We start from the raw sequence: 25,412 nt of genomic DNA, 5'->3' as shown, positions 1-25,412 counted from the left end.
TTGCAATTTCCAGCGATACGGCCGCCTTTCGCGTCGCGAAATTCATGGTCGCGACAGGCGGAGCTTGATAAGCCCGCGCCGATGCCGCCGCTCGTCCGTCCGTTCCTTGCCTTGCTCGCCGCCGCACTCACCGCTCCCGCAGCGGCCGTGCCCGCGGAGACTGCATCGCCCGCCTCGCCCTATCGCACTCTCGCCGCGCTCGAAGCGCGGGTCGCGGCGATCGGCTTTCGGCTGACCACCGCCAACGCCGGCTGGTGCCCGGAGAAACAGGCGCAATATGGCTGGATCTGGGGCGATCCGCGGCTTTACGGCGCGGACCGGCGCGGCGAAGCGCTTGCCGCCTATGGCGCGGCCGCCTTCGACCTTCCCTTCCTTGCCGCGGTCGCCCCGGGCTCGCCGGCCGCCGAGGCGGGCCTTCGGACCGGCGAGACGATCACCGCGGTCGACGATGCGGCGATCCTCGTCCCGGCCGATGCCGACGATCCCTTTGCGCGCATCACTGCGCTCGAAACGCGGATGGCGGCGACGCCTCTCGATGCCGCGACGATCGTGTCGAACGCCGCGACGCGCTTTGCGCTCCACCCCGTCGCCGGCTGCGCAAGCGATTTTCGCGTCGAGGCGCGCGATACCGAAAGCGGCGCAGCGGACGGGCGGCTGGTGCTGATCAGCGCCGGCCTCGCCGCCTTCGCCGCCGACGATGACGAGCTTGCCGCAGCGGTCGCGCACGAGCTGGCGCATAATATATTGCGCCACCGCGAGCGGCTCGACGCCGCCGGCGTCGATCGCGGACTGTTCCAGAATTTCGGGCGCAGCGCACGGCTGTTCCGCCAGACCGAGGTCGAGGCCGATCGGCTGTCGGTGTGGCTGATGCGCGGTGCCGGCTATGATCCCAAGACCGCGATCCGTTTCTGGGAGCGCTTCGGCACGCGCAACGGGCCGGTGCTGATCCAGCCGGGCACGCACCCGCGCTGGGGCGACCGGGTGAAGAGCTTCGAGCAGGAGATTGCCGCCATCGAGGCGGCCGACGCCGCGGGCCGACCGCTCCATCCGCCGCTGATCGACGCGCCACCGCCCTTGGAATAGCGCCGCCGCTTCCTATTTTGGGCACCGGACGAACTTTTCCCGCAAAGGACAAATGATGACCCGTGAGACCGCGATTTTCGCCGGTGGCTGCTTCTGGTGCACCGAGGCCGTGTTTCAATCGCTCGCCGGGGTCGAAGGTGTCGAGAGCGGCTATATCGGCGGCAGCGTCGCCGACCCGACCTACAAGCAGGTGTGCGGCGGCGATACCGGCCATGCCGAGGCGATCCGCATCAGCTATGACCCCGCGGTCATCTCCTACGACGACCTGCTCGACGTCTTCTTCGCGACGCACGATCCGACGCAGCTCAACCGCCAGGGCAATGACGTCGGCACGCAATATCGCAGCGCGATCTTTCCGCTGGACGAAGCGCAGGCCGCGGCGGCGCGTGCGGGCATCGAGCGCGCGCAGCCCGGCTGGCCCGCGCCGATCGTGACGACGATCGAACCCGCGTCCGACTGGTATCCGGCCGAGGATTATCACCAGGCCTATTGGGACGGCGAAGGCCAGCGCAACCCCTATTGCCTCGCGGTCATCCCCCCCAAGCTCGCCAAGCTGCGCAAGGGATTCGGCGAGCGTCTGCGCCCGGCCTGACCGGCAAAACTGTCTCCATTCGGGACATAAATTGACGTCATGACGCCAATTTTCTTGACTTTTACATAGGTTAAGCTAGCGGACGCGGCCGCAGCCGGGCGCTGGTTTCCCGGCGCAAGCTGGGGTTTTTCGGTTGTGCTGGCATCCTTGTTCCTGATCGGCGCCGCGCTCGCCACGCCGGGCATGACGGTGCAGCAGGCAAGCCAGGCGATCGTCGACGAAAGCGGCGGCGGCCTGACCGAAGCGGTCAACCGGATGGTCGGCGGGATCATCAGCTATGTCGGCTGGCCCGGCCGGCGCGCGGGCGACAGTTTGACGCTCTGCCAGGTCGGCACGCCGCGCCTCGCCAGTTCGCTTGCGCCCGACATTCCCGGCGACCGGCCGCTGAGCCTGCGAAAGACCTCTGCCGGCGCGGTGATTGCGAACGGCGGCTGCGATATCCTCTACCTCGGCCGCCTGTCGTCAGCGGACCGGATGCGGCTGGTGCAATGGGTCCGCGCGCGCCCCGTCCTGACGATCACCGACGACGATCCGGCGTGCCTCTATGGGGCGATGTTCTGCCTCGCCCATCGGGAGGCAGGGCTCAGCTTTTCGGTCAATCTCGATGCGATCGCGCGCGGGCCGCTTCGGGTCGATCCGCGCGTGCTCCAGATCGGGCGGAGCGTATCATGAGCGACCGCAAGCCGCCGCGCACCACGTTGCAAAAGCTGCTCTCGCGCTTTCACTTCGGCGTCACCCTGTTCGCGGTCGCGCTCTCGGGCCTCGCGATCATGCTCGCGGGCGTCGCCGCGCTGCGCGGCTATGCCGATCGCAATATCGAGCTTGCGGCGCAGCTCGGCGCCTATGGCGTCGAGCCCGCCCTCGTCTTCCGCGACCCGCAGGCGGCGCGCGAGGGGATCGAGCCGCTTACCCATATTCCTGGCATCGCGCAGCTGCGTATCCTCGACGATCGCGGCGCACTGCTCACCGAATGGGTCTCGCCGCAGCCCGATCCGGCGCCGCTGCTCACCCGCATCTTCTTTCCCGAACCCTTTGCGCTGCCGGTCAGGCGCAACGGATCGCGCATCGGCACGATCGAAATAAGCGGCGATTCCTCGACCCTGCTCGACTATGTCCGCATCGGCCTGCTCGCCGGCCTCATCTGCCTGATCGTCACCGGCCTCGGCACGGTCGCGCTCGCGCGGCGCTTCGAATATGAACTGGTCAAGCCGCTCGGCGAAATCGCGAGCGTCGCGCACGACGTGCGCCTGCACCGCCGCTTCGACAAGCGCGTGCAGAGCCTCGGCATCGCCGAACTCGACCGGCTCGGCGGCGACATCAATGCGCTGCTCGACGAGCTTCAGGGCTGGCAGGGCCATATGGAAAGCGAGCATGCGATGCTCGCGCACCGCGCCTCGCACGACATGCTCACCGCGATGCCGAACCGCGCGGCCTTCGACGAACAGCTCGCCGCGCGCATCGAGGGCGCCGCAACGCGCCGGTCGCGCTTCGCGCTGCTGTTCATCGACGTGGACAATTTCAAGGCGGCGAACGACGGTTTCGGCCATGCGGCGGGCGATGCGGTGCTCGTTGCGCTCGCCGCGCGGATCAGAGCCGTCCTGCGCCGCGCCGACTTCGCAGCGCGGATCGGCGGCGACGAATTCGCAGTCATCGCCGAACCGGTGGACGCACGCGCCGATGCCGAGGAGTTGGCGCTGCGCATCTGCAACGCCGTGGCCGAACCCGTCGCGCTGACCGATGGCGAAGACTATCGCCCCGCGGTCAGCGTGGGCGTTGCGATCTACCCCGATGACGGCGGCGACGGCACCGCGCTGCTCACCGTCGCCGATTCGGACATGTACGCGCACAAGCTGTCGAACCGAAACTGATCGAAAGCACGGAAAGCCCCCCATGACCCAGCCCCTTCTTGCTCCGCTGCGCAACCTGTCGCTGTTGCTGCTGCTTGCGACGCTCGCCGCGTGCCAGAGCCTGCCGCGCCCCGCGGGCTTCACCGCCGAACAAATGGCGGTGCTGAGGGCGGAAGGCTTTGTCGAGGGCGATCCCGACTGGTCGCTGACCTTTCACGACCGGCTGCTCTTCCCCTTCGACGAGAGCAAGCTGCCGCCCGAACAGGAGGATCGCATCGCCACCATGGCCCGGCATCTGGTCGCGGTGGGGATCGGGACCGCGCGGGTCGAGGGACATACCGACTCGGTCGGCACCGACGCCTATAATCTCGCGCTGTCGCAGGAGCGTGCCGAAACGGTCGCGCGGCCGATGCGCGCGGGCGGCATGCATTTCGCGCCGGGACAGGTGGTGGGCCGCGGCGAGGCGCTGCCCGTTTCGAGCAATGCGACCGCCGAGGGGCGGCAGGACAATCGCCGCGTCGTGATCATCGTCACGCCATAATAGTCGTCGAGCCAAGATCGGCGGACCGCTATATCGACGGGACGCAGGGTCGAGAGGTTTCGTCGTATCGACGATCTTGCCCATTGATTTCGATCTCGCCGCCAATAGGACCGTTCCCATGAAACCGATCCGCAAAGCCGTTTTTCCCGTCGCCGGCCTCGGCACCCGCTTCCTGCCCGCGACCAAGGCTATTCCCAAGGAGATGCTGCCGGTCGTCGACCGCCCGCTGATCCAATATGCGGTCGACGAGGCGCGCGAGGCGGGGATCGAGCAGATGATCTTCGTCACCGGCCGCGGCAAGAGCGCGATCGAGGACCATTTCGACATCGCCTTCGAGCTCGAAAAGACGATGTCCGAACGCGGCAAGAATCTGTCGGTGCTCGCACCGACGCGCCTCGGCCCCGGCAATTGCGCCTATGTCCGCCAGCAGGAACCGCTCGGGCTCGGCCACGCCATCTGGTGCGCACGCGACATCGTCGGCGACGAACCCTTCGCCATCTTCCTGCCCGACGAATTCATGCACGGCTCGCCCGGCTGCATGAAGCAGATGGTCGATGCCTATGCCAAGGTCGGCGGCAATCTGATCTCGGTGCTCGAAGTCCCGCAGGATAAGGTATCGAGCTATGGCGTGATCGCGCCGGGCGCGCGCGACGGCGCGCTGACCGAAGTCACCGGCCTCGTCGAAAAGCCCCCGGTCGCCGAGGCGCCGTCGAACCTGATCATTTCGGGCCGCTATATCCTCCAGCCCGAGGTGATGCGCGTGCTCGAAGGGCAGGAAAAGGGCGCGGGCGGCGAAATCCAGCTCACCGATGCGATGGCGTCGATGATCGGGCAGCAGCCTTTCCATGCCGTGACCTTCGACGGCACCCGCTACGACTGCGGATCGAAGGCGGGCTATATCCAGGCCAATCTCGCGCTCGCGCTCGAACGCCCCGACATGGCGGACGAGGTGCGCGCCTTTGCGGTCGACCTGTTGAAATAGGCGGCGCCGACCGGGGACTCCGGCCGGCGCGCCGCCCCTATTGCCCCTCGATATCGGGCTTGGGATGCGTGTCGGCGCCCACGGTCCGATAGAGCCAGCCGCCGACCGCGCCGCCGATCAGCGGGGCGAGCCAGAAGAGCCACAGCTGCTGGAGCGCCAGCCCGCCGACGACGAGCGCCGGGCCGGTGCTGCGCGCCGGGTTGACCGAGGTGTTGGTCACGGGGATCGAAATCAGGTGGATCAAGGTGAGCGCAAGTCCGATCGCGATCGGCGCGAAACCCGCAGGCGCGCGGCCGTCGGTCGCTCCCATGATCACCCAGACGAATCCCGCAGTGAGCACGATTTCGATGATCAGGCCCGACCAGAGGTCATAGCCGCCCGGCGATCCCTCGCCGACCCCGTTGGCGGCGAGACCGTTGGTCGCCAGATCATAGGCCGGGCTGCCGCTGGCGATGTAGAAGAGCAGGAACGCCGCGACGATCGCGCCGAGCACCTGTGCAACGACATAGAGCGGGATGTCGCGCGCCTCGAAGCGCCCTCCGGCCCACAGGCCGACGGTTACCGCCGGATTGAGATGGCATCCCGAAATATGGCCGATCGCATAGGCCATGGTGAGAACGGTGAGACCGAAAGCCAGCGCGACCCCCAGCAGGCCGATGCCGACGTCGGGAAATCCCGCCGCGATCACCGCGCTGCCGCAGCCACCGAAGACAAGCCAAAAAGTGCCGATAAACTCGGCCAACCCCTTTTGCATATTGCTCATATGACCCTCTCCTTCCGCCGGATGGCCATAAGCGCCGCCGGCGCAAGCGGCATCCTAGCGCCGGGGCGGCGCACCGCAAGCTTTTCCGAAGACGAGCCATTTTCGTTCATCATGGTCCGGGCGACGGGCGCGATGCGCCCGTTTTGCCGCCATCGCTCACCTCGGCAATCTCCCCCGGCCGGTCGCCGAGCAGGTAGCGCGGCCCCGCGCCGCGCTGCGCCGCCTTGTCCTGCGCATTATAGAGCCTGCATTTCTTCAGCGACAGGCAGCCGCAGCCGATGCACTGGTCGAGCAGCTTGCGCGTGCGTTCGAGCGCGGCGATCCGCGCGTCGATCCGCGCGCGCAGGTCGGTGCTGATCCGCGCCCAGTCGGCGGCGTTGGGCGTCCGCCCGGCGGGAAGGCGCGCCAGTTCGTCGGCGATTTCCTCGAGGCTCAATCCCAATTGCTGCGCGATCAGGATGAACGAGACGCGGCGGATGTCGGCGCGCAGGAAGCGGCGCTGGCCGCCGCGCGTGCGCAGCGCCTCGACCAGTCCCTTCGCTTCGTAAAAGCGGATCGCCGACACCGCGACGCCGGTGCGCGCGGCCAGTTCGCCGATCGCGATCAGGTCGGTCCGGTGCATTCTCGTCTCCGTTCGGCTTTCGCTTGATCTCAACCTCAGTTGAGCTTTCATATGGCGCGACGTCAACCCGAATCAGGAGCGAAGACCGTGACGTCCCCCTTTATCGAACATGTGAACCTGACCGTCAGCGATCCCGACCGGACCGCGGGCATATTGTCGGCGATCTTCGGCTGGCACGAACGCTGGCGCGGCCCGGCGCGCGACGGCGGACGCACCATCCACCTCGGCAGCGAGGCCGCCTATGTCGCGCTCTATACCGGGCCCGACGGCGAAGATGCGGACGGGCGCTATCCCAAGGGCGCGCCGCTCAACCATGTCGGGGTGCAGGTCGACGACCTCGACACGATCGAGATGCGCGTCAAGGCGGTCGGCCTGACCCCGTTCAACCACGGCGACTACGAGCCCGGGCGCCGCTTCTATTTCCTCGACCCCGACGGCATCGAATATGAGGTGGTGAGCTACGCCGAGCCGCGCGGGCGTTGAGCCGGGCAAGCCGGCACTGCGTCAGCGCGACGGCGAAGGGGATGAGGTGATGACGGGTGGAAGCGGCCATTCGTGCCAATCTGGACGCAATGACCGGAAACGACCGATTGCTGCCGTCAGGCCGTCGCCAGATTCGCGCAGAGACGCAGAGAGCGCAGAGGGCAAGCGTGAAAATCTCTGCGTTCTCTGCGTCTCTGCGCGAAATGTTTGGAAGGCGGCATCCGAGCGATTGCGGACCTTCTTAAGCCCCTCCTCTTCAGAGGAGGGGGGTGTCGGGTCGGTCGGTCCCCCGGACCGACCTGAACAGTCCGGGGGACTGTTCACCCGACGCCGGTGGTGGCGCGCGATAGCGCGCAAGACTTCGAGCACCACCCCGCTGCGACTAGGGCGCGAAGCGCCCAAGTCTCGCTGCCCCTCCTCTGAAGAGGAGGGGTGCAGCCAATGTCTCAAACCCACCCCAGTGCGGACGGTCACCCGATCCTTGGCCCCACCATCCCCTCGCGAAACTCGAACCCTTCCTCGCGGTCGCGTGCGAGCAGCGCGGGGCCGTCGAGGTCGACCCAGCGCGCGCGCTGCGCGAGGACGAAGGCAGGCGCGATCGCGAGGCTGGTCGACAGCATACAGCCGACCATGATCGCAAGCCCCGCCGCGTCGGCGGCATCGGCGAGCCGCAGCGCCTCGGTCAGCCCGCCCGCCTTGTCGAGCTTGATGTTCACCCCGTCATAGAAGGCGCCGATCCGCGCGACGTCGGCGGCGGTGTGACAGCTTTCGTCGGCGACGAAGGGGACCGGCGCATAGACGCCGTCGAGCAGCGCGTCGGTGCCCACCGGCACCGGTTGCTCGATCATCTCGACGCCAAGGTCGGCGAGTGCTTCGGCCTCGGTCAAAAGATCGACCTGCCCCCAGCTTTCATTGGCATCGACGATCAGCCGCGCATCGGGCGCGCCCTTGCGCACCGCGGCGACGCGCAGGCGGTCGTCCGTGCCGGTCAGCTTGATCTTGAGCAGGCGATAGCCGTCGGCCGCCGCGGTCGCCGCCTGCTCGGCCATCGCGCCGGGCGTGCCGAGCGAAATGGTGAAGGCGGTGACGCGCGCGGTCGGGGCACCGTCGCAGCCGACAAGCTGCCAGAGGCGCAGCCCGCGCTGCTTCGCCTCGAGGTCCCACAGCGCGCAATCGAGCGCGTTGCGCGCGGCGCCCGGCGGCATCAGCTCCTGAATCGCCGCGCGCGCCTCGGCCGCACCCATCGCCGCGATATGCGCCGCGGTGTGGAGGATCTGGTCGCGGCACCCGGCCGCATCCTCACCGAGATAATAGACCGGCGTGCCTTCGCCGCGGCCCAGCGCGCCTTCGCCTTCGATCTCGGCGACGACGACGTCGACATGGTCGGTCGCGCCGCGACTGATGACGAACTGCCCCGCGACCGGCCAGCGTTCGACGCGCGCGCTTTTCAGTTGGATAGCCATGCAAGTGAAGTAATGCTGTCGGCCATGCCGGGCAAATCCCTTTCCGAACGCATCGCCGATCTGGGCCATCGGCTGAGGATCGAGGCGCACGCCGCGTGGCTCGCCGCGCGCGACCCGCGCGTGCCCGTGGCCGCGCGGTTGCTCGCGGTCGCGGTCGCCGCCTATGCGCTGTCGCCGATCGACCTGATCCCCGATTTCGTGCCCGTCCTCGGCTGGATCGACGATCTGATCCTCGTCCCCGCGGGCCTGTGGGCTGTTCGGCGCCTGATCCCGGCAACGCTGTGGGCCGAATTTCGCGGGGTAGCCGAGGCCGCAAGCGAGCGCCCGTCGAGCCGCGCCGGCATGATCGCCATCCTGCTCATCTGGGCGGGCCTGCTTTATATCCTCTATTGGAGCGTGCGGGTCTCGCCCGCGCATTGATTGCCTCCCCCAAACCCCCTTGCCCGTCCCCCACCGATGCTTACAGTGCCGCGCACGATTATTACCCAAGCCATGAGGATCGCCTTGCCATGCTTCGACCCAAATATCGCGCGCCGCTGGCGCTTGCCCTGCTGATGACCGTACCGGGAGCAACGCAGGCGGCGGAAAGCGCGGCCGCGGCGGCACCGGCGAGCGGGCTCGCCTATCCGGCGACCGCGCGCGGCGACACGGTCGATACGCAGTTCGGGGTCGAGGTCGCCGATCCCTATCGCTGGCTCGAGAACGACGTGCGCACCGATCCGAAGGTCGCGGCATGGGTCGCCGCCGAAAACAAGGTCACCGACGCCTATCTCGATACGCTGCCGGGGCGCGACGTCTTCGCCAAGCGGATGACCGAGCTTTATAATTACGAGCGCTTCGGCCTGCCCGAAAAGGCGGGAAGCCGCTATTTCTACACGCGCAACGACGGGTTGCAGCCGCAGTCGGTGCTCTATGTCCGCGACGGGCTGGGCGGCGAAGGGCGCGTGCTGATCGACCCCAATCTATGGGCAAAGGACGGCGCGACCGCGCTCGCCGAATGGACGCCGTCGAAGGACGGCACCCACCTCCTCTATGCGGTACAGGACGGCGGCACCGACTGGCGCATCGTGCGCGTCAAGGATGTCGCGACCGGCAAGGATCTGCCCGACGAGATTCGGTGGGTGAAATTTTCGGCGCTCGACTGGGCGAAGGACGGCAGCGGCTTTTACTATTCGCGCTTCCCTGTGCCCGAGGACGGCGAAACCTTCCAGTCGCTCAACGAAAATCAGGCGGTCTATTTCCACCGGCTCGGCACCCCGCAGAGCGCCGACCTGCTGATTCACGCGACCCCCGACAAGCCCGCGCTCAACCACACCGCACAGGTGACCGACGACGGCCGCTACCTGCTCGTCACCTCGTCGCAGGGCACCGACGAACGCTATGGCCTGACGCTCTATGACCTGTCGAAACAGGCGCCGAAGCCCCAAATCCTCGTCGACGATTTCGCCAACAATTGGGAATATGTCGGCAACGACGGCTCGCGCTTCGTCTTCCTCACCAACAAGGATGCGCCGCGCCAGCGGCTCGTCGCGATGGACATCGGCAAGCCCGACGCGATCGCCCCGCTCGTCGCCGAAAGCGAGGCCACGCTGGTCGGCGCGTCGCAGGTCGGCAGCCGCATCATTCTCTCCTATCTCGGCGATGCCAAGTCGGAGGCGCGGATGGTGACGCTGGACGGCCAGCCGGTCGCCGAGATCAACCTCGCCGACATCGGCACCGCGTCGGGCTTCGACGGCAAGCCCGGCGACCCCGAAACCTTTTATGCCTTTTCGAGCTATGCGCGGCCGACGACCATCTATCGGCTCGACACGGTGACCGGAAAGACGACGATCTTCGCCGAGCCCAAGCTGACCTTCGATCCGAAGCAATTTTCGGTCGAACAGCGCTTCTACAAGTCGAAGGACGGCACCGAAGTGCCGATGTTCGTGGTGATGAAGAAGGGGCTCGACCGCAGCAAGGGCTCGCCGACGCTGCTTTACGGCTATGGCGGCTTCAACATCTCGATGACCCCGGCCTTCTCGCCGACCAAGCTCGCCTGGGTCGATCAGGGCGGGGTGCTCGCGATCGCGAACCTGCGCGGCGGAGGCGAATATGGCAAGGCGTGGCACGACGCCGGGCGCCTTGCGAACAAGCAGAATGTGTTCGACGACTTCATCGCCGCGGGCGAATATCTGATCGCGCAAGGCATCACCGGCAAGGGCCAGCTCGCGATCGAGGGCGGGTCGAACGGCGGGCTGCTCGTCGGCGCGGTGACCAACCAGCGCCCCGACCTTTTCGCCGCGGCGCTGCCCGCGGTGGGCGTGATGGACATGCTGCGCTTCGACCGCTTCACCGCCGGGCGCTATTGGGTCGACGATTATGGCTATCCGTCGAAGGAGGCCGATTTCAGAAATCTGATCCGATATTCGCCCTATCACAACATCCGCGACGGGGTGGAGTATCCGGCGGTGCTGGTGACCACCGCCGACACCGACGATCGCGTCGTGCCGGGGCACAGCTTCAAATATACCGCGGCGCTCCAACACGCCGACGCGGGCGACAAGCCGCACCTCATTCGCATCGAAACGCGCGCCGGCCACGGATCGGGCAAGCCGACCGACAAGATCATCGACGAGGCCGCCGACAAATATGCCTTCGCCGCGAAATGGACCGGCCTCGCCGTCGAATAGGCCCTATCGGTTCCGACCCTCGTTGAAAGACGCCCATGTCCTATGCTTTGACCTTCACCGCGACCGAAACCGACGCCTTGTGGGCCGAGGCTGCCGACGCCGCCGAGGCGCTCGTCGCGGGCGAGCCCGATGCGATCGCCAATATGGCGAATGTCGCCGCGCTGATCTGGCAGGCGATCCCCGATCTCAACTGGGCGGGCTTCTATCGCTTCGACGGCGAGGAGCTGGTGCTCGGCCCCTTTCAGGGCAAGGCGGCGTGCATCCGCATTCCGCTCGACAAGGGCGTGTGCGGCGCCGCGGCGCGTCTGCGCGCGAGCCAGCGGGTCGAGGACGTCCACGCCTTTCCCGGCCATATCGCGTGCGACGCCGCGAGCCGCAGCGAACTCGTCGTGCCGATCGTCGCGGGCGACCGGCTGATCGGCGTGCTCGACCTCGACAGCCCCCGGCCCGGGCGCTTCGCGGCCGAGGATCAGGTGGGCGCCGAAGCGCTCGTGGCGCGGATCGCCGCGGCGCTCGCGGGCGCCTGACCCGCCCCAAAATGGGACGTAAGGCAAAAGGTTAACGGATTCGCGCAATCGTTCGGAATTTGCTAACAGGCTGTAACCCAAGCGGTTGTCGCCGGACGCGGCAGTCGCGCCAGCAGGGAGGTCGGCCATGCGCACCCTTTTGCTCCTGAGCACTGCCGCCGCGTCGCTGTTCGGCGGGGCTCAATCCGCGAGCGCCTTTACCCAAAATCCGGCGCCCGCGCTCGACTATGGCGCACCCGGCGCGCCCGATGACCGGGTCTATGCCGGCAACGCCGACCGGGCGCCGGCCGCGAGCGAGACGCCGCCGCCCGCGCAGCCCGACGCGGTTTATGGCGGCAGTTACGACGCCGAGGGGCGCTGGGCCGGCGCATGGGACGGCAGCGGCCAGCCGTCGGCGGCCCCCTACAACGGCAATTACGATGCCAGCGGACGCTGGACGGGCACTTGGGACGGCACGTTTCAGGCGTCCGACGGCCGCTTCTATCGCGGATATTATCAGGGCACGGTCGAGGGGCGCCCGGGGACGAGCTATGCCCCGCCGCCGCCCGCACCTGCATCCGCTCCGGCGCCGCCGGGCACCTATTATTCGACCGCTTATCCGGGCGGCGGCCGCGGGCAGGGATACAGCTATGGCTATGGCGGCTATTCGCCCGGCAGCGTGACCATTACGACTTCGCCGCCGGTGGTGACCGAAACGGTCGAGACGACGACCGAGACTTTCTACGAATAGGCGCTGCGGCTGCTGGGGGGCGCCGCGCGCGCGGAAGGCCCGTCATCCCTATGATGGCGGGCCTTTCTTCCTTCGAGCGGTTCACGCTCGCGAAAGCCTGACGGGTCTATCGGACAACATGATGCGGGCCCGGCCGACACGCCCGCCGCACAGGACCACCGCACGATGCGCACATTGACCGGCTTCGCCGCAGGCACCGCTCTTCTCCTCGCCACGCTCGGCGCCGCGCCCACCGAAGCGCGCGGGCGCCATCACGGCGGCGGTCATCACGGCGGCGGCTGGGGGCATCGCCATGACGACGGCATCGACGCCGGCGACGTGATCGGCGGGCTGTTCCTCATCGGCGCGATCGCCGCGATCGCGAGCGCGGCGGGCAAGGATGGCCGCGACGACGACTATCGCGACGAACCGCCCTACCCCGACGCGCCGCGCGACGCAGGCTATCGGGACGAGCGCGATGCGCCCGACATGCCGCGCTATACGAGCAACGAAATCGGGCAGCGCGCGACCGACGCCTGCAGCTGGGCCGCGGAGGCCGAGGCGGGCGAGGGCGCCCGCGTCCAGAGCATCGGCGGCACACGCCCCGACGTCGGCTATGGCGTCTATGTCACCGGCGACCTGTCACGCCCCGGCGAGAGGACGCGCAGCTTTGGCTGCACCTATAGCAATGGCCGCGTTACCGACGTCCGCGTCGACTGATGCGGCGGCGCGACCGCTTGCTGAACCGCAGATAAGCGAGGGGTTCAGCCGCATGTCACCCCGCCCTTGCTATTAACTCTGCAACAGGCCCGCGATGGTGCAGGCCGCATTTGCAGGAGAGCAGAGCATGGCTCGCACGATCCCTCACACCCTTGGCAAGGCCGCCATCGGCGCGGCCGCCGCCGGCGCGATGCTGAGCGCCGCGCCCGCGATGGCGCGCGACCGCTATGACGACGACGGCATCGACGCGGGCGAGATCATCGCCGGCGCGGTCGTGATCGGCGGCCTCGCCGCCATCCTCGCCTCGGACAATGATCGCTACGATCGCTATGACGACCGCTATCGCGGGCGCTACGACGATCCGCGCTATGGCTATCGCTACGACTATGCCCGCTATGGCGGCGGCCGCAGCGCGGTAAACCAGTGCGTCGGCGCGGTTCAGCGCAGCGCGAGCCGTTACGGCCGTGCCGAGGTTACCGAAATCACCGACATCGACCGCAAGCGCGACGGCTACAAGGTCAAGGGTCGCCTCGTCGTGCGCGACGGCTATCGCGGGCGCTGGGATCGCGGCGGCTATTACGACCGCGGCAAGTTCAGCTGCGAGGTGCGCTACGGCCGCATCCGCGACATCGACTTTTCTGGACTCCGCTAAGCCGCGGCACCCCGACACACAGCCCCGTCGACCCCGTGTCGGCGGGGCTGTGCCGTTCGGGTTGCGCAACGGGAGATTGAGCCCCAAGCTGCGCGCATGATTCGTTCGTCATCGCTGCTCGCCCTGCTGCTCGTTGCCGCCCCTGCCGTCGCCCAGGACAAGACGGCACCCGCCACCGCCGACCCGGCCCGTCTCAAGATGCTCGTCGAAAAGCTCGTATCCTTCGGCACCCGCCATACGCTCTCGTCGGCCAGCGATCCGAAGCGCGGGATCGGCGCGGCGCGTGATTGGGGCGCCGCCGAATTCGAGCGGATCGGGCAGGCGTGCGGCGGCTGCCTGTCGGTCATGTCGACCGGCGGCCGGTTCGAAGGCCCGCGCGCGCCCGGCGGGGTGGTGGTCGAGGATGTGCTGGCGATCCAGAAAGGAACCGGCGAACCCGATCGCGTCATCATCATCGCCGGCCATATCGACAGCCGCGTCTCCGACGTGATGGACGCCGAAAGCGACGCCCCCGGCGCCAACGACGACGGATCGGGCACCGCGCTGGTGCTCGAGGCCGCGCGCATCCTGTCGCAGCGGCCGCATCGCGCGACGATCGTCTATGCGTTGCTGTCGGGCGAGGAACAGGGGCTGTGGGGCGGCGAACTGCTCGCCCGCCATGCCCGGGACGAGGGCTGGCACGTCGCCGCGATGCTCAACAACGACATCGTCGGCGGCACGCGCGGCACCGACGGCGCGATCGTCGAAGACCGCGTCCGCGTGTTCAGCGAAGGCATCCGCGCGTCCGAAGACCTGCCCGCGCAAATGGCGCGCCGCGCGATCGGGGGCGAGGACGACGGCCCCTCGCGAGCGCTCGCCAAAGCCGCGGCGCGCGCGGCATCGGATGCCCCCGGCATCGGGCTCGAGGTGGTGGCGGTCCGCCGCCCCGACCGCTTCAGCCGCGGCGGCGATCATCTGCCGTCGCTCAAAATGGGCTATCCCGCGATCCGCTTCACCGCCGGGGTCGAAAATTACGACCATCAGCATCAGGATCTGCGCACCGAGGACGGGCATTTCTATGGCGACACCGTCGATTATATGGACTTTCCCTATCTGGCGCGGGTGACCGACCTCAATGTCGCGCTGGCCAGCGAACTCGCCGACGCGCCGGCCGCCCCCGCCACCGCGAGCATCGAAGGCGCGGTCAGTTCGAATACGACCGTGCGCTGGGCCCCCGTGAAGGACGCCGCCGGTTATCGGATTCGCTGGCGCCGGGCCGATCGGACCGATTGGACCGAGAGCCGCGACGTTCCCGCGGATAGCGCGCAGCTCGTGCTTCCCGGCGTTGTCATCGACGACCATTTCTTCGGCGTTTCAGCGCTTTCGGCCGACGGCAGCGAAAGCCTGGTCACCTTCGCCGGTTTGCCGAAGCCGGCCGAATGATCGCCCGACGCTATTTGATTATTTACCTTCTTCCTTTAGAGCCTGTGATGGGACCACGATAACCGCCTGGCGTGGGTGACGGGCGGCAAGAATTGGGTCGCGCATGTCCAACCCCGAGGCCGATACCGCCTCACCGGCCGAAGCCGAGAAACGCCAGCCGCGCCAGGCGCGTCTGGTGAAGGCGTCGCTCGGCTGCGAGCGGCTCGGCCGGTTCGACGTGACGATTCGCAATGTTTCGAAAACCGGCGTCGGCGGAAAGGCGCCGCACATGCTGCAGATCGGCGAGCGAATGACGCTCTTCATGCCGGGGCACCAGCCGATGATGGGCACGGTGCGCTGGGTCGCCGATACGCGATTCGGCTTCGAAACCGACGAGCCGATCGAAACCGTCCGCCTCCGGGCGTCGCACGGCGACGATCTGGTCACCGCCGACAGCAAGGTCGATTTCCAGCTCGTCCCGGCGCCCAAGCTCACGACCTGGCGGCCGGGGCTGAGCCACACGCCGACCCTGCCCGGTCACTACGGGCAGAAGCGGAAGACCTAGTGCCCGATCATCTTTGAATGAAGCGCTTGAGAAAGCGCGTGTGTCCCCGCGCAGGCGGGGACCCATCTCCGGCGGGTTCAAGACAGAAGGGTCGGGAGATGGGCTCCCGCCTGCGCGGGAGCACACGGCTTATTCAGTCAAAGGTGATCTTGCTCTAGAGCAAATTGCGCGAAATCTGAATCATCCGCATCCCCGAGCCCTTCGACTGCCCTGGCGGGCGCTCAGGATGAACTTCGGCCTTTGGCCGAAGACGAGGGGCTCGTTCGAGCGGAGCGAGAACCGCAGCGTCGCCGCCTCGACTTCGCTCGGGGATATGGTGCAGATTTCCGGCACGATGCTCTAAGCGGCTGCCACCTCCCCATCGCTGCGCGACAGGGAGGATCGGATGCATCTCCTTTCCCCCCAAATCCGCCATCCAACCCGCTGCCCCTCACTCGGGCCGCGTCCAGATCCAGCTTCCGGTCACCGCCGCCGCGATCACCGGCACCATCACCCACGGCCATGGCGAAAAAATCGCGGCGAGCGCGATGCTGACCGCGAAGGCGATCGTCGCGGCGATCTTGCCCTTGCGGCTGATCGCGCCCTTCTCGCGCCACGCGACGATGTGATGGCCGAACTGCGGATGGGTGACGAGCCACGCCTCGAGCCGCGGCGACGAGCGCGCGAAGCAAAAGGCGGCGAGAATCACGAAGGGCACCGTCGGCAGCAGCGGCAGGAACGCCCCCAGCGCCCCGAGCGCCAGCGACGCCCAGCCGCCGACCAGATAGAAATGCCGCTTCATCGCTGCGGGCTTAGCGGAAATCGCGCACAACAAAACCCCTCCCTTCAGGGGAGGGGCAGCGAGGCTTGCGAGCTTGCTCGCCAGCCGCAGCGGGGTGGGCATCGCGGCCTTGAGCTTACGCCGATAGCCCCACCCCAACCCCTCCTCTGAAGAGGAGGGGCTTAGTACCTCGTCACCCCCGCCCGATCAGCTTCTGCGCCATGCGGTCGGCGACCACCGATGCGGGCGTGCCGCTCGCGCGGCTCTCGGTCCAGATTTCGGTCAGGCGGCCGGGGATCTGCGCGATCCGGCTCTCGACCTCTTCGCGGCTCCCCTGCCCGAGATATTCGAGCGCGACGTTGATGATGCCGCCCGCGTTGATCACATAGTCGGGGGCATAGACGATGCCGCGGTCGTGGATGCGCTGGCCGTCGGCCGCGGTCGCGAGCTGGTTGTTCGCGCCGCCCGCGACGATCGGCACCTTCAGCGCCTCGATGCTGCGTTCGGTCAGGATCGCACCCAGCGCATTGGGGCTCAGCACGTCGGCCTCGACCTCCATGATCGCCGCCGAATCGGCAAGTTCGGCGCCGAGTTCCTCGGCGAGCGCCTTTGCCTTCGCGATGTTGACGTCGGCGAGGGTCAGCTTCGCGCCCTCGGCCGCGAGCCGCCGCGCGAGCCCGCCGCCGACGCTGCCGACACCCTGGATCGCGATGCGGACATCCTTCGCGCTATCGGTCTTCAGCCCTTCGGCGATCGCCGCCTTGACGCCCAGATAGACGCCGAGCGCGGTCAGCGGGCCGGGGTCGCCGCCCGCTTCGCCGCTCGCCACCGGCAGGCCGCTGACGTGGCGCGTTTCCTTGGCGATCGCGACCATGTCGGCGTCGCTCATCCCGACATCCTCGGCGGTCACGTAAGCGCCGCCGAGCGATTCGACCGCGCGGCCGAACGCCGCGAGCAGTTCGGGGGTCTTCGCCTGCCCCTCGTCGGCCAGGATCACGCCCTTGCCGCCGCCCATCGGCAGCCCCGCCATCGCATTCTTGTAGCTCATGCCGCGCGACAGGCGCAGCGCGTCGGTGATCGCCGCCGCGCGCTGCGGATAATGCCAGTATCGCACCCCGCCCGCGCCGGGGCCGAGGTGGGTCGAATGCACCGCGATCACCGCGGTCAGCCCGCTCGCGCGATCGCGGAACATGTGGACATGCTCGTGATCGTCGAAATCGGCGAAATCCCAGACAGCGGACATGGCTTGACCCTTCACGTTCAAAAATTACGCGAAGGCGTAATAATACAACAGGCCCGGCGAGTCACGCCCAAAGCCGCGATATGCGCGAAGATCGAGAAAATGGGGCGACCGATGGGACTTGAACCCACGACCCCCGGTACCACAAACCGGTGCTCTAACCAACTGAGCTACGATCGCCACAGGGCCGGACGGACGCGCCGCCGGCAGCGGGCGGGCGATAGGCGGCACGCCCGCTTTCGTCAAGCATTGTTCGCGCGGGCGGCCCGCTCTAAAGAGGCGCCATGGCCGCCCCCAGCTTCGTCGATCTCGCGACCTCGCACGCCGACCGCACCGCCGATCGGCTCGCCGCCGTTCCCGGCATCCGCCGCGCCCCGACACCGAAGCTCCAGCAGTTCATGCTGCCACGCTTTCTCGACGCCGAAACCTGCGCCGGGCTGATCGCGCGGATCGACCGCGACGTTCACCCCTCGACGATCGCCGATCCCAACGGCGACGCCGCCTTTCGCACAAGCACGACCTGCGACCTCGACCATCGCGATCCCTTCGTCCATGCGGTCAACCAGCGGCTCCACGACCTCACCGGCATCCCGCTCGAATATGGCGAGCCGCTGCAGGGCCAGCGCTATGACGTGGGGCAGGAGTTCAAGGCGCACACCGACTATTTCGACCCGCACGGAGAGGATTGGGAAACCTATTGCGCGATCCCCGGCCAGCGCAGCTGGACGCTGATGGTCTATCTCAACGAGCCTCCCGCCGGCGGCGCCACGCGCTTCCTTGCGACCGGCAAGATGCACCAGCCCGAAGCCGGCAAGCTGCTCGCCTGGAACAATGTCCGTCCCGACGGCGAGCCCAACCCCGACACGCTCCACCACGGGATGAAGGTGCGCAAGGGGCGCAAATATATCATCACCAAATGGTTCCGCGAGCGCCCCTGGCCCTGGGCCGAGGGGGAGCTGGGTTAGGCGGCAGCGGACAAAGAGGAACCAACATCCGCTTCCCCGAGCGAAGCCGAGGGGCTCCTTCGAGCGAAGCGAGAAGCTCCCACGCCGGAGGCCTCGTCTTCGCTCGGGAATACGGACTCGTTTCTCCCGAAGCCCTACCGCACCAGCCGGTACTGGAAACTCAGCGTCAGCGTGTTGCCGACCTGCCCCGGTTCGACCGGAGTCGATTTGGCGTCGGCCGCCATTTCCATCCGCACCATCGGCATCGGCGGCTGCGGACCGCCAAAGCTGCCTTCGCCGATCGACACCAGCTCGACCCCGCGATAGCCGGCGAGCTTCGCATAATCCAGCGCCTTCGCCTCGGCCGCCTTGATCGCCGCGCCGCGCGCGCCGACGAGCATCGCGTCGGGGTCCTTCATCGCGAACCACGGCCCGTCGATATTGGTGCCGCCCGCCGCGACCAGCGCGTCGAGCAGCGGGCCGATTCCGGCAATGTCGTTCGTCGTCGCGCGCACGCTGTTCGTCACCTGATAGCCCAGAAAACGCGGCGGCTGCCCGTCGCTGCGGTTGCTGTAATCATATTGTGGCGACAGGTTGATGCCGCTCGTCTGGATATTCTCGGCCTCGATGCCCTGCTTTTTCGCGGCGGCGATCAGCTTGTCCATCGCCGCAGCATTGGCGCGCATCGCCTCGACCGCGGTCGGCGCGGTCGTCTGCACGCCCGCGCCAACCGTCGCCTGGTCTGGCCGCGCGCGAACCTCCTCGCTCACCGAAAAGCTCAGGATCGGCCCCTGCGTCGTCGCCGTCGTCACCGTCGTTCCTCCCTGCTGCGCAATGGCGGGCGTCGCTGCGATCAGCGCCAGCCCGGTCGCCATGGCGGTGAACATCTGCGTTTTCATAAATATCTCCTGTCGGCCGGAAATCCGGCAATGCTTGTGCCGTCCCCGTAACGCCGACGGAGCGGACCCGTTCCGCCCTTTGCCCGAACGCCGCTTGCATCGCGCTGAACGCGCCGGTAGCGAGCCGTTCATCATGGCGGCACCGATTTTATCCTATGAAAGTCTCGGCCTCGTGCAGGGCAGCGGCTGGCTGTTCCGCGGACTCGACATCTATATCGGCGCGCGCGACCGGCTCGCGCTGATCGGCCGCAACGGGGCGGGCAAGACGACCCTGCTCAAGCTGCTGGCAGGCCGCATCGAACCCGACGAGGGCAAGCGCACCATCGTCCCCGGCACCCATGTCGTGCTGCTCGAGCAGGAACCCGATTTTTCGGGCTATGCGACGCTGATGGACTATGCCGTCGGCGGAACCAACCCGCCCGAAAGCCATGAGGTCGCGGCGATCGCCGACCAGCTCGGCATCGACATGAACCGCGAGGCGGCGAGTGCGTCGGGGGGCGAGCGCCGCCGCGCCGCGATCGCCCGCGCGCTCGCGCAGAACCCCGACGTGCTGCTGCTCGACGAGCCGACCAACCACCTCGACCTCGCGGCGATCGACTGGCTCGAAGGCTGGCTGGCGCGTTTCACCGGCGCCTTCGTCGCGATCAGCCACGACCGCACCTTCCTGACCCGCCTGACGCGCCAGACGCTGTGGCTCGACCGCGGCAGCATCCGCCGCAAGGAGATCGGCTTCGGCGGCTTCGACGCGTGGACCGAGGCGGTCTATGCCGAGGAAGCGCGCGCCGCCGAAAAGCTCGACGCCAAGCTGAAGCTCGAAGCGCACTGGCTCCAGCGCGGCGTCACCGCGCGCCGCCGCCGCAACCAGGGGCGGCTCGAAAAGCTGGTCGAGATGCGCGCGCAGCGCGCGGCGATGATCGGCGGCCCCGGCGTCGCCAAGCTCGGCCTCGCCAACGACGATGTCCGCTCGAAGTCGGTGATCGTCGCCGACCATATTTCCAAACGCTTCGGCGACCGGACGATCATCCGCGATTTCGATTTCCGCATCCAGCGCGGCGACCGCATCGGCATCGTCGGTGCCAACGGCGCGGGCAAGTCGACGCTGCTCAAGCTCCTGACTGGCGAAATCGAACCCGACGAGGGCAAGGTCACGCTCGCGCCGACGCTCGATGGCATCGTCATCGACCAGCAGCGCAGCCTGTTGTCGCCCGAAAAGCGCGTGCGCGACATCCTCGCCGACGGCGGCGACTGGGTCGAGGTGCGCGGGGTCAAGAAGCATATCCAGGGCTATCTGAAGGACTTCCTCTTCGACCCCGGCGTCGTCGAGGCGAACGTCAGCGCGCTGTCGGGCGGCGAGCGCTCGCGCCTGCTGCTCGCGCGCGAATTCGCCCGCGAATCGAACCTGCTCGTCCTCGATGAGCCGACCAACGATCTCGACCTCGAAACGCTCGACCTCTTGCAGGAAGTCATCGCCGACTATGACGGCACCGTGCTGCTCGTCAGCCACGACCGCGATTTCCTCGACCGCACGGTGACGGTGACGCTCGGCCTCGACGGGTCGGGCAAGGTCGATGTCGTCGCCGGCGGCTACGCTGACTGGGAGGCGAAGCGCAGCAAACCCGCGGCCGCAAGAGCGAAAGGCGAAAGCACAGCCGCTACGCCCCCACCCCCGCCGCAACAGCGCAGGAAACTCTCCTACAAGGACCAGCGCGACTATGACCTCCTCCCCGGCCGGATCGAGGCGATCGACGCAGAGATGGCGGGCATCGAGACCGAGCTTTCCGACGGCAGCCTGTTCACCCGCGACCATACCCGCTTCACCGCGCTGACCGAAAAGCTCGAAACGCTGCGTCAGGAAAAAGCCGCCGCCGAAGACCGCTGGCTGGCGTTGGCCGAAGAGGTCGAGGCGCTCGGATAACGTCAACCTCGGGGCGAGAAGCGGCCGTTTGTCATTCCCGCGAAAGCGGGAATGACAAGGTTATGAAATGCCGATCATCGCCTATCGGTCGTTTCCGGCATTGCATGAAAATCGGCGACGAGGGGCGCAAATGGAGTGGAAAGACGAAGGGCACCTTTCAATCGAGGTGCTGTGAAAGGCGGACCTTGGATAAATATCGGCGGTGCGGCTCTCCACCTCCGCCGTACGATGTTCCGCCGGCAATTTATCGCATCAATACCTCTCATTTACGAACGCAGGCACATAGTGCTTTTGAGCGGCACGGCCGGGAGGGGCGTATGCGGGTTTTTCGTCTTGGGCTTTCGCTAGCGGCAGTGATTGCCATGTCGGGCATTCTCCAAGCTGCAACGCGCGTCAGGACCTTTCATCCCGAGCGTATAGAGATGTCGGAATCAAGGCGGCGAGACCTTGTTCTCGGCGACCTGATATCGGTCCTTACCGGGCCAACTTCTCCGACGACCATTGCTACAGAGCCATACGCTTCTTCCGAAGCGGGGCTTTGCCAGCGCGATGTGATCGAACTGAAATATGCAAGCAAAAGGTCCGACAGGGCGGACGCTCCGTTTCAGCCTATCGGTATACGGGCTGTCTCCGTGCAGTATCATTATCTTGGTCATGAGAATGAGAAGAGCCAATCACGCCTGCAAAAGGCGTGTGAACAGCTATCGGATAAAAAATCGTATTGGGCGTATGGCGACAGCGAGCACTATTCGGCAGGCGCGCTCGCCACACTGAAGTTCACCGAGGACGACGTGCGCAATGGCCAGAGATATACGATCGATTGCGCAGATCTGTCGAGCGATGCGATCCAGACAACATGCGAAAATACATTCCTATCCGCTGCAACGCAGATCACTGCGATATGGCGATGCCCCGACCAAAAAGACGGCTGCCATGAATTCACATCGCGGCCTTATCGGTTCACGATAATCAGAACCTACCCGCCCTCTCTCGGGGGTTGGCCTTTGACCGCAATCAAAATGGGATATGAGCCAATCGTGGTAACGTAATCGCTCGATGTTCCTGTTGCCCTATCGATCCATTGTAGATCGTGTCGGCTTTTGAATGCGATACGAAATATGTTCATTGGCTAATTTCGGTTGATTCCAGCCACCGTCATCATTCACCCCGTCCCATAGAAGCGCGCCAGCCGGTCGAGCGCCAGCGTCAGCACCAGCTTGCCCGACCGCACGGGCCAGCCGAGCGTCTTTTCGGCGCCGCCGATCCCCTCGCCCGCACAAATCACCCGCCAGCAAATGTCCGCAAGCCCCGGCCCCGCCGCCTCGAGCGCGGCATGGAAGCGCCGGTGCGCGTCGATGCGCGCGAGCGACGCATCCGCCGCGCGCGCGCCGCCGCGGCTCTTGCCCGGTGGCGCCGCATCCCACCGCATCGTCACCCGCGCGGACAACCCCGCGCGCTCGTAATCGGCGCGCAGCCGCTCGCCCGCGCGAAGCTGCGCGTCGCTCAGATGCCCCCGCGCCGCGAGCCAGGCGAGCGGGCTTTCGGCCGCATTGACCGTCACATGCCGCATCACCTGCGGTCCCGCCTTGCCCGGATCGACCCGGTCGTCGGGATGGAGGCGGGTTTCAAGACGGCGTGCGGTCATCGGCGATCTCCTGCTGCTCGGCGAATCACTCTTGACATTGGATCGCCATGTAGGAAAGAAGAAACCAAATTGGTTATGAAGGGCAGGCGATGATCAACAGCATCCGCGCGGTGCGCCGTGCCAAGGGTCTGACGCTCGACGAGGTCGCGCAGCGCTGCGATCCGCCGACCACCGCGCAGACGATCGGCCGCCTCGAAACCGGGACGCGCACCCTGTCGCTCGGCTGGATGAACCGCATCGCCAGGGCGCTCGGCGTCGATGCCGCCGAACTCGTCCAGCTGCCGCAGGATACGCAGCTCACCATCACCGCGCTGCTCGGCGCCGACGGCGCGCAGGCGCCCACCCGCACCGAACAGGCACTCACCGCCCGGCCGAGCGAGGATATGGTCGCGGTGCGCGTCACCTCGTCGATCGGCGACTATCGCGCCGGCGACGAAATATGGTGCCGCCGCATCGAAGGCGACTGGGGACAGGCGCTCAACCGCGACCTCCTCGTCCCGCGCCCCGCCGGGCGCTTCTTCTTCGCGCGACTGCTCAACGTCGACGGGGAGAAGCTCCACCTCCTCCCGCTCGGCACCGGCCAGCGGCAACAGGTGGTCAGCAACCCGCCATGGGCCGCGGTCGCGGTGCGGCTGATCCGCACCCTCTAAGGTGGACCCCGCTCCCAATTTGCGCGTCCTGTCGATCGCGACGCTCTTTCCCGACGCGGCGCGCCCGAACTTCGGCCTCTTCGTCGAGCGCAGCCTGCGCGCGCTCGCGGCGCAGTCCGACGTTGAGCTCAGCGTCGTTGCGCCCATAGGCCTGCCGCCCTGGCCGCTGTCGCTCCACCCGCGCTATGCGGCGCTGCGCCATCTGCCGCGGCGCGAGACGTGGAACGGCCTCTCGGTCCATCGTCCGCGCTTCAGGCTCCTTCCCCGCATCGGCACCCGCCTCAACCCCGCCGCGATCGCCCGCGCGGTGCTGCCGATCGCGCGCGACCTGCGGCCAGACATCATCGACGCGCAATTCTTCTACCCCGACGGTCCCGCCGCGATGCGCGTCGCGAAAGCGCTCGGCCTGCCCTTCTCGATCAAGGCGCGCGGCGCCGACATCGGCCATTTCGGCCATGATCCGGCGAGCCGGCCGCAACTGCTCGAAGCCGCCCGCGACGCCGCCGGGCTGCTCGCGGTCTCCGAAGCGATGCGCCGCGATATGGCGGCAATCGGCATCGACGCTGCAAAGATCGCGGTTCACTATACGGGAATCGACACCGACCGCTTCATGCCCGGCCCCGGCGATCGCGCCGCGGCGCGCGCCACGCTCGGCATCGGCGACGCGCCGACGATCCTCACCGTCGGCGCGCTGATCCCGCGCAAGGGGCAAGCGCTGGTGATCGAGGCGCTCGCTGCGCTGCCGGGGGTCCGCTATCGTCTCGTCGGCGCGGGCGAGGAGGAAGGCCGCTACCGGGCGCTCGCGCAGCGGCTCGGCGTCGCCGACCGCGTCCATTTCGAGGGACCCGTCGCGCACACCGACCTCGCCGCGCACTACCGCGCCGCGGACGTCGTCGTCATGCCATCGGAAAGCGAGGGTCTGGCCAATGCGTGGGTCGAGGCGCTCGCGTGCGGAACGCCGATCGTCATCAGCGACGCGGGCGGCGCGGCCGAGCTCGTTACATCCGATGCAGCGGGCCGGATCGCCGCGCGGACCCCCGACGCGATCGCGGCCGCGATTTCCGCCATCCTCGCCGCCCCACCGCTACCGTCGGCCGTCGCCGCGAGCCTCGCGGGCCGCTTCAACTGGGACCGCAACGGCCGCGAACTCGCCGAGCATCTGCGACGCTGCGCGGTCACTACGGCCGGCACCGGAAGAATTAGCGCGTCTTCGAAAGCGGGCGAAAGGGGCGAAGCCCCTTTGTCCGGTGTCGGAAAACGACCGATTGCGGACATCTTCAATTAGTGCACAAGGCCTGCAATGGCTAACGACGAACAACCTTCCGAACGACTGGTCGCGCAACGCGTCCGCAACCGCATTATGGAGAGCCTACTCGGCCTTTCTGAGGGTGATCGGGGTGTTGAAGAGTCTGGTCCGGTCGAATGGTTCGAGTCATTTTTTGACTGGTTCCCGTATGAGGGTGAGCCTGACTGGTATCCTGCGATGACGGACAGCGAGGCCGAAGCGGTACGGCAAGTATGCAAGCTTATGCAGCAGGCTATCGCAGATGAACGTATCCCGAAGAATCCCACCGCTGATCAGGTAATCCGTAGCGACTGGCCCGAGAACATTGCGCCAGTCGCTCGTGGCGCTCTCGCACATCTGATGGAAAGAGGCAGGTTTTCGGAAGAAATCGAAGAAAGCGAGCCCTCCAATCCTATCGCTTGGCCTTAATCTGGCACGGCCGCGTCCCACCCCAA

28 protein-coding genes and 1 tRNA gene are annotated in these 25,412 nt (G+C 67.2%); 21 read left to right on the top strand and 8 right to left on the bottom strand.

Annotation, left to right across the window (positions count from 1 at the left end):
* Positions 1 to 81: 81 nt before the first annotated feature.
* From CHB69_RS07875 to galU, 6 genes are all read left to right on the top strand, one after another.
* Entirely contained in the window at positions 82 to 1,083 is a 1,002-nt protein-coding gene (locus CHB69_RS07875) for a M48 family metalloprotease (protein WP_089215441.1), read from the top strand.
* 55 nt (positions 1,084 to 1,138) lie between these two features.
* The gene (msrA, locus tag CHB69_RS07870; RefSeq protein WP_089215549.1) at positions 1,139 to 1,675 is read left to right on the top strand and encodes a peptide-methionine (S)-S-oxide reductase MsrA; all 537 of its coding nucleotides are present in this window, start codon (positions 1,139 to 1,141) and stop codon (positions 1,673 to 1,675) included.
* Positions 1,676 to 1,810: 135 nt separating this feature from the next.
* A complete protein-coding gene (gene yfiR / locus CHB69_RS07865; RefSeq protein WP_089215440.1) occupies positions 1,811 to 2,347 on the top strand; it encodes a regulatory sequestration protein YfiR in 537 nt (178 codons plus the stop codon).
* On the top strand, positions 2,344 to 3,543 hold the full coding sequence (gene dgcN / locus CHB69_RS07860; RefSeq protein WP_089215439.1) for a diguanylate cyclase DgcN/YfiN: 1,200 nt from the start codon (positions 2,344 to 2,346) through the stop codon (positions 3,541 to 3,543). The genes yfiR and dgcN overlap by 4 nt, the downstream gene beginning before the upstream one ends.
* 22 nt (positions 3,544 to 3,565) lie before the next feature.
* Positions 3,566 to 4,063, top strand: coding sequence for an outer membrane lipoprotein YfiB (yfiB, locus tag CHB69_RS07855; protein ID WP_089215438.1), 498 nt, complete (start codon positions 3,566 to 3,568; stop codon positions 4,061 to 4,063).
* A 118-nt stretch (positions 4,064 to 4,181) separates the two neighbouring features.
* Positions 4,182 to 5,045, top strand: coding sequence for a UTP--glucose-1-phosphate uridylyltransferase GalU (galU, locus tag CHB69_RS07850; protein ID WP_089215437.1), 864 nt, complete (start codon positions 4,182 to 4,184; stop codon positions 5,043 to 5,045).
* A gap of 37 nt (positions 5,046 to 5,082) precedes the next feature.
* On the opposite strand, the gene aqpZ is transcribed toward galU, so the two are convergent.
* Together aqpZ and soxR are read right to left on the bottom strand one after the other, a co-directional pair.
* Positions 5,083 to 5,808 carry an aquaporin Z gene (gene aqpZ, locus CHB69_RS07845; protein ID WP_089215436.1) on the bottom strand — a complete coding sequence of 242 codons (726 nt, stop codon included), beginning with the start codon at positions 5,806 to 5,808 and terminating at the stop codon, positions 5,083 to 5,085.
* Between the two features lie 109 nt (positions 5,809 to 5,917).
* Positions 5,918 to 6,430 (bottom strand): redox-sensitive transcriptional activator SoxR, encoded by a 513-nt coding sequence (soxR, locus tag CHB69_RS07840; protein WP_089215435.1) that lies wholly within the window; start codon positions 6,428 to 6,430, stop codon positions 5,918 to 5,920.
* A gap of 87 nt (positions 6,431 to 6,517) precedes the next feature.
* Here soxR and CHB69_RS07835 point away from each other — a divergent pair, with 87 nt between their 5' ends.
* Positions 6,518 to 6,913: a VOC family protein gene (locus tag CHB69_RS07835; protein WP_089215548.1), complete on the top strand. Its 396-nt coding sequence runs from the start codon at positions 6,518 to 6,520 to the stop codon at positions 6,911 to 6,913.
* A gap of 470 nt (positions 6,914 to 7,383) precedes the next feature.
* Here CHB69_RS07835 and dgcA read toward each other — a convergent pair whose 3' ends face one another.
* A complete protein-coding gene (dgcA, locus tag CHB69_RS07830; RefSeq protein WP_089215434.1) occupies positions 7,384 to 8,376 on the bottom strand; it encodes an N-acetyl-D-Glu racemase DgcA in 993 nt (330 codons plus the stop codon).
* A gap of 24 nt (positions 8,377 to 8,400) precedes the next feature.
* Here dgcA and CHB69_RS07825 point away from each other — a divergent pair, with 24 nt between their 5' ends.
* From CHB69_RS07825 to CHB69_RS07790, 8 genes are all read left to right on the top strand, one after another.
* Positions 8,401 to 8,796, top strand: coding sequence for a YkvA family protein (locus CHB69_RS07825; RefSeq protein WP_089215547.1), 396 nt, complete (start codon positions 8,401 to 8,403; stop codon positions 8,794 to 8,796).
* Positions 8,797 to 8,885: 89 nt separating this feature from the next.
* A complete protein-coding gene (locus CHB69_RS07820; protein ID WP_170935475.1) occupies positions 8,886 to 11,045 on the top strand; it encodes a prolyl oligopeptidase family serine peptidase in 2,160 nt (719 codons plus the stop codon).
* 35 nt (positions 11,046 to 11,080) lie between these two features.
* Positions 11,081 to 11,572, top strand: a complete 492-nt coding sequence (locus CHB69_RS07815) for a GAF domain-containing protein (RefSeq protein ID WP_089215433.1) — start codon at positions 11,081 to 11,083, stop codon at positions 11,570 to 11,572.
* 127 nt (positions 11,573 to 11,699) lie between these two features.
* Complete coding sequence (locus CHB69_RS07810) at positions 11,700 to 12,302, top strand: hypothetical protein (protein ID WP_089215432.1); 603 nt, start codon at positions 11,700 to 11,702, stop codon at positions 12,300 to 12,302.
* A gap of 165 nt (positions 12,303 to 12,467) precedes the next feature.
* On the top strand, positions 12,468 to 13,001 hold the full coding sequence (locus CHB69_RS07805; RefSeq protein ID WP_089215431.1) for a hypothetical protein: 534 nt from the start codon (positions 12,468 to 12,470) through the stop codon (positions 12,999 to 13,001).
* Positions 13,002 to 13,128: 127 nt separating this feature from the next.
* Positions 13,129 to 13,653, top strand: coding sequence for a hypothetical protein (locus tag CHB69_RS07800; protein WP_089215430.1), 525 nt, complete (start codon positions 13,129 to 13,131; stop codon positions 13,651 to 13,653).
* 96 nt (positions 13,654 to 13,749) lie between these two features.
* Positions 13,750 to 15,075 carry a M28 family metallopeptidase gene (locus tag CHB69_RS07795; RefSeq protein WP_089215429.1) on the top strand — a complete coding sequence of 442 codons (1,326 nt, stop codon included), beginning with the start codon at positions 13,750 to 13,752 and terminating at the stop codon, positions 15,073 to 15,075.
* A gap of 103 nt (positions 15,076 to 15,178) precedes the next feature.
* Entirely contained in the window at positions 15,179 to 15,619 is a 441-nt protein-coding gene (locus CHB69_RS07790) for a PilZ domain-containing protein (protein ID WP_089215428.1), read from the top strand.
* Between the two features lie 430 nt (positions 15,620 to 16,049).
* On the opposite strand, the gene CHB69_RS07785 is transcribed toward CHB69_RS07790, so the two are convergent.
* From CHB69_RS07785 to CHB69_RS07775, 3 genes are all read right to left on the bottom strand, one after another.
* Positions 16,050 to 16,400, bottom strand: coding sequence for a YbaN family protein (locus CHB69_RS07785; protein ID WP_089215427.1), 351 nt, complete (start codon positions 16,398 to 16,400; stop codon positions 16,050 to 16,052).
* A 172-nt stretch (positions 16,401 to 16,572) separates the two neighbouring features.
* Positions 16,573 to 17,622 (bottom strand): Glu/Leu/Phe/Val family dehydrogenase, encoded by a 1,050-nt coding sequence (locus CHB69_RS07780; protein WP_089215426.1) that lies wholly within the window; start codon positions 17,620 to 17,622, stop codon positions 16,573 to 16,575.
* A gap of 100 nt (positions 17,623 to 17,722) precedes the next feature.
* Positions 17,723 to 17,799: transfer RNA gene (locus CHB69_RS07775), tRNA-His, on the bottom strand.
* Between the two features lie 104 nt (positions 17,800 to 17,903).
* Here CHB69_RS07775 and CHB69_RS07770 point away from each other — a divergent pair.
* Positions 17,904 to 18,584, top strand: a complete 681-nt coding sequence (locus CHB69_RS07770) for a prolyl hydroxylase family protein (protein ID WP_089215425.1) — start codon at positions 17,904 to 17,906, stop codon at positions 18,582 to 18,584.
* A gap of 134 nt (positions 18,585 to 18,718) precedes the next feature.
* On the opposite strand, the gene CHB69_RS07765 is transcribed toward CHB69_RS07770, so the two are convergent.
* On the bottom strand, positions 18,719 to 19,462 hold the full coding sequence (locus CHB69_RS07765) for an SIMPL domain-containing protein (protein ID WP_089215424.1): 744 nt from the start codon (positions 19,460 to 19,462) through the stop codon (positions 18,719 to 18,721).
* A 133-nt stretch (positions 19,463 to 19,595) separates the two neighbouring features.
* Here CHB69_RS07765 and CHB69_RS07760 point away from each other — a divergent pair, with 133 nt between their 5' ends.
* Positions 19,596 to 21,377, top strand: a complete 1,782-nt coding sequence (locus CHB69_RS07760) for an ABC-F family ATP-binding cassette domain-containing protein (protein WP_089215423.1) — start codon at positions 19,596 to 19,598, stop codon at positions 21,375 to 21,377.
* Positions 21,378 to 21,481: 104 nt separating this feature from the next.
* The gene (locus CHB69_RS19655; protein WP_141133933.1) at positions 21,482 to 22,426 is read left to right on the top strand and encodes an RNA-binding protein; all 945 of its coding nucleotides are present in this window, start codon (positions 21,482 to 21,484) and stop codon (positions 22,424 to 22,426) included.
* A gap of 113 nt (positions 22,427 to 22,539) precedes the next feature.
* Here CHB69_RS19655 and CHB69_RS07755 read toward each other — a convergent pair whose 3' ends face one another.
* Positions 22,540 to 23,022 (bottom strand): DUF6456 domain-containing protein, encoded by a 483-nt coding sequence (locus CHB69_RS07755; protein ID WP_425442410.1) that lies wholly within the window; start codon positions 23,020 to 23,022, stop codon positions 22,540 to 22,542.
* A gap of 89 nt (positions 23,023 to 23,111) precedes the next feature.
* Between CHB69_RS07755 and CHB69_RS07750 the strand changes: the two genes are divergently transcribed.
* The 3 genes from CHB69_RS07750 to CHB69_RS07740 are packed head-to-tail and all read left to right on the top strand — an operon-like array spanning position 23,112 to position 25,386.
* A complete protein-coding gene (locus CHB69_RS07750; RefSeq protein WP_089215422.1) occupies positions 23,112 to 23,672 on the top strand; it encodes a helix-turn-helix domain-containing protein in 561 nt (186 codons plus the stop codon).
* A gap of 1 nt (position 23,673) precedes the next feature.
* Positions 23,674 to 24,957, top strand: coding sequence for a glycosyltransferase (locus CHB69_RS07745; RefSeq protein ID WP_245836621.1), 1,284 nt, complete (start codon positions 23,674 to 23,676; stop codon positions 24,955 to 24,957).
* A 15-nt stretch (positions 24,958 to 24,972) separates the two neighbouring features.
* Positions 24,973 to 25,386, top strand: coding sequence for a hypothetical protein (locus tag CHB69_RS07740; RefSeq protein ID WP_089215421.1), 414 nt, complete (start codon positions 24,973 to 24,975; stop codon positions 25,384 to 25,386).
* Positions 25,387 to 25,412 lie beyond the last annotated feature (26 nt).

It is taken from the genome of Sphingopyxis indica (assembly GCF_900188185.1).
Taxonomy (GTDB): domain Bacteria; phylum Pseudomonadota; class Alphaproteobacteria; order Sphingomonadales; family Sphingomonadaceae; genus Sphingopyxis; species Sphingopyxis indica.
This window is presented reverse-complemented; position numbering and strand designations above follow the sequence as displayed.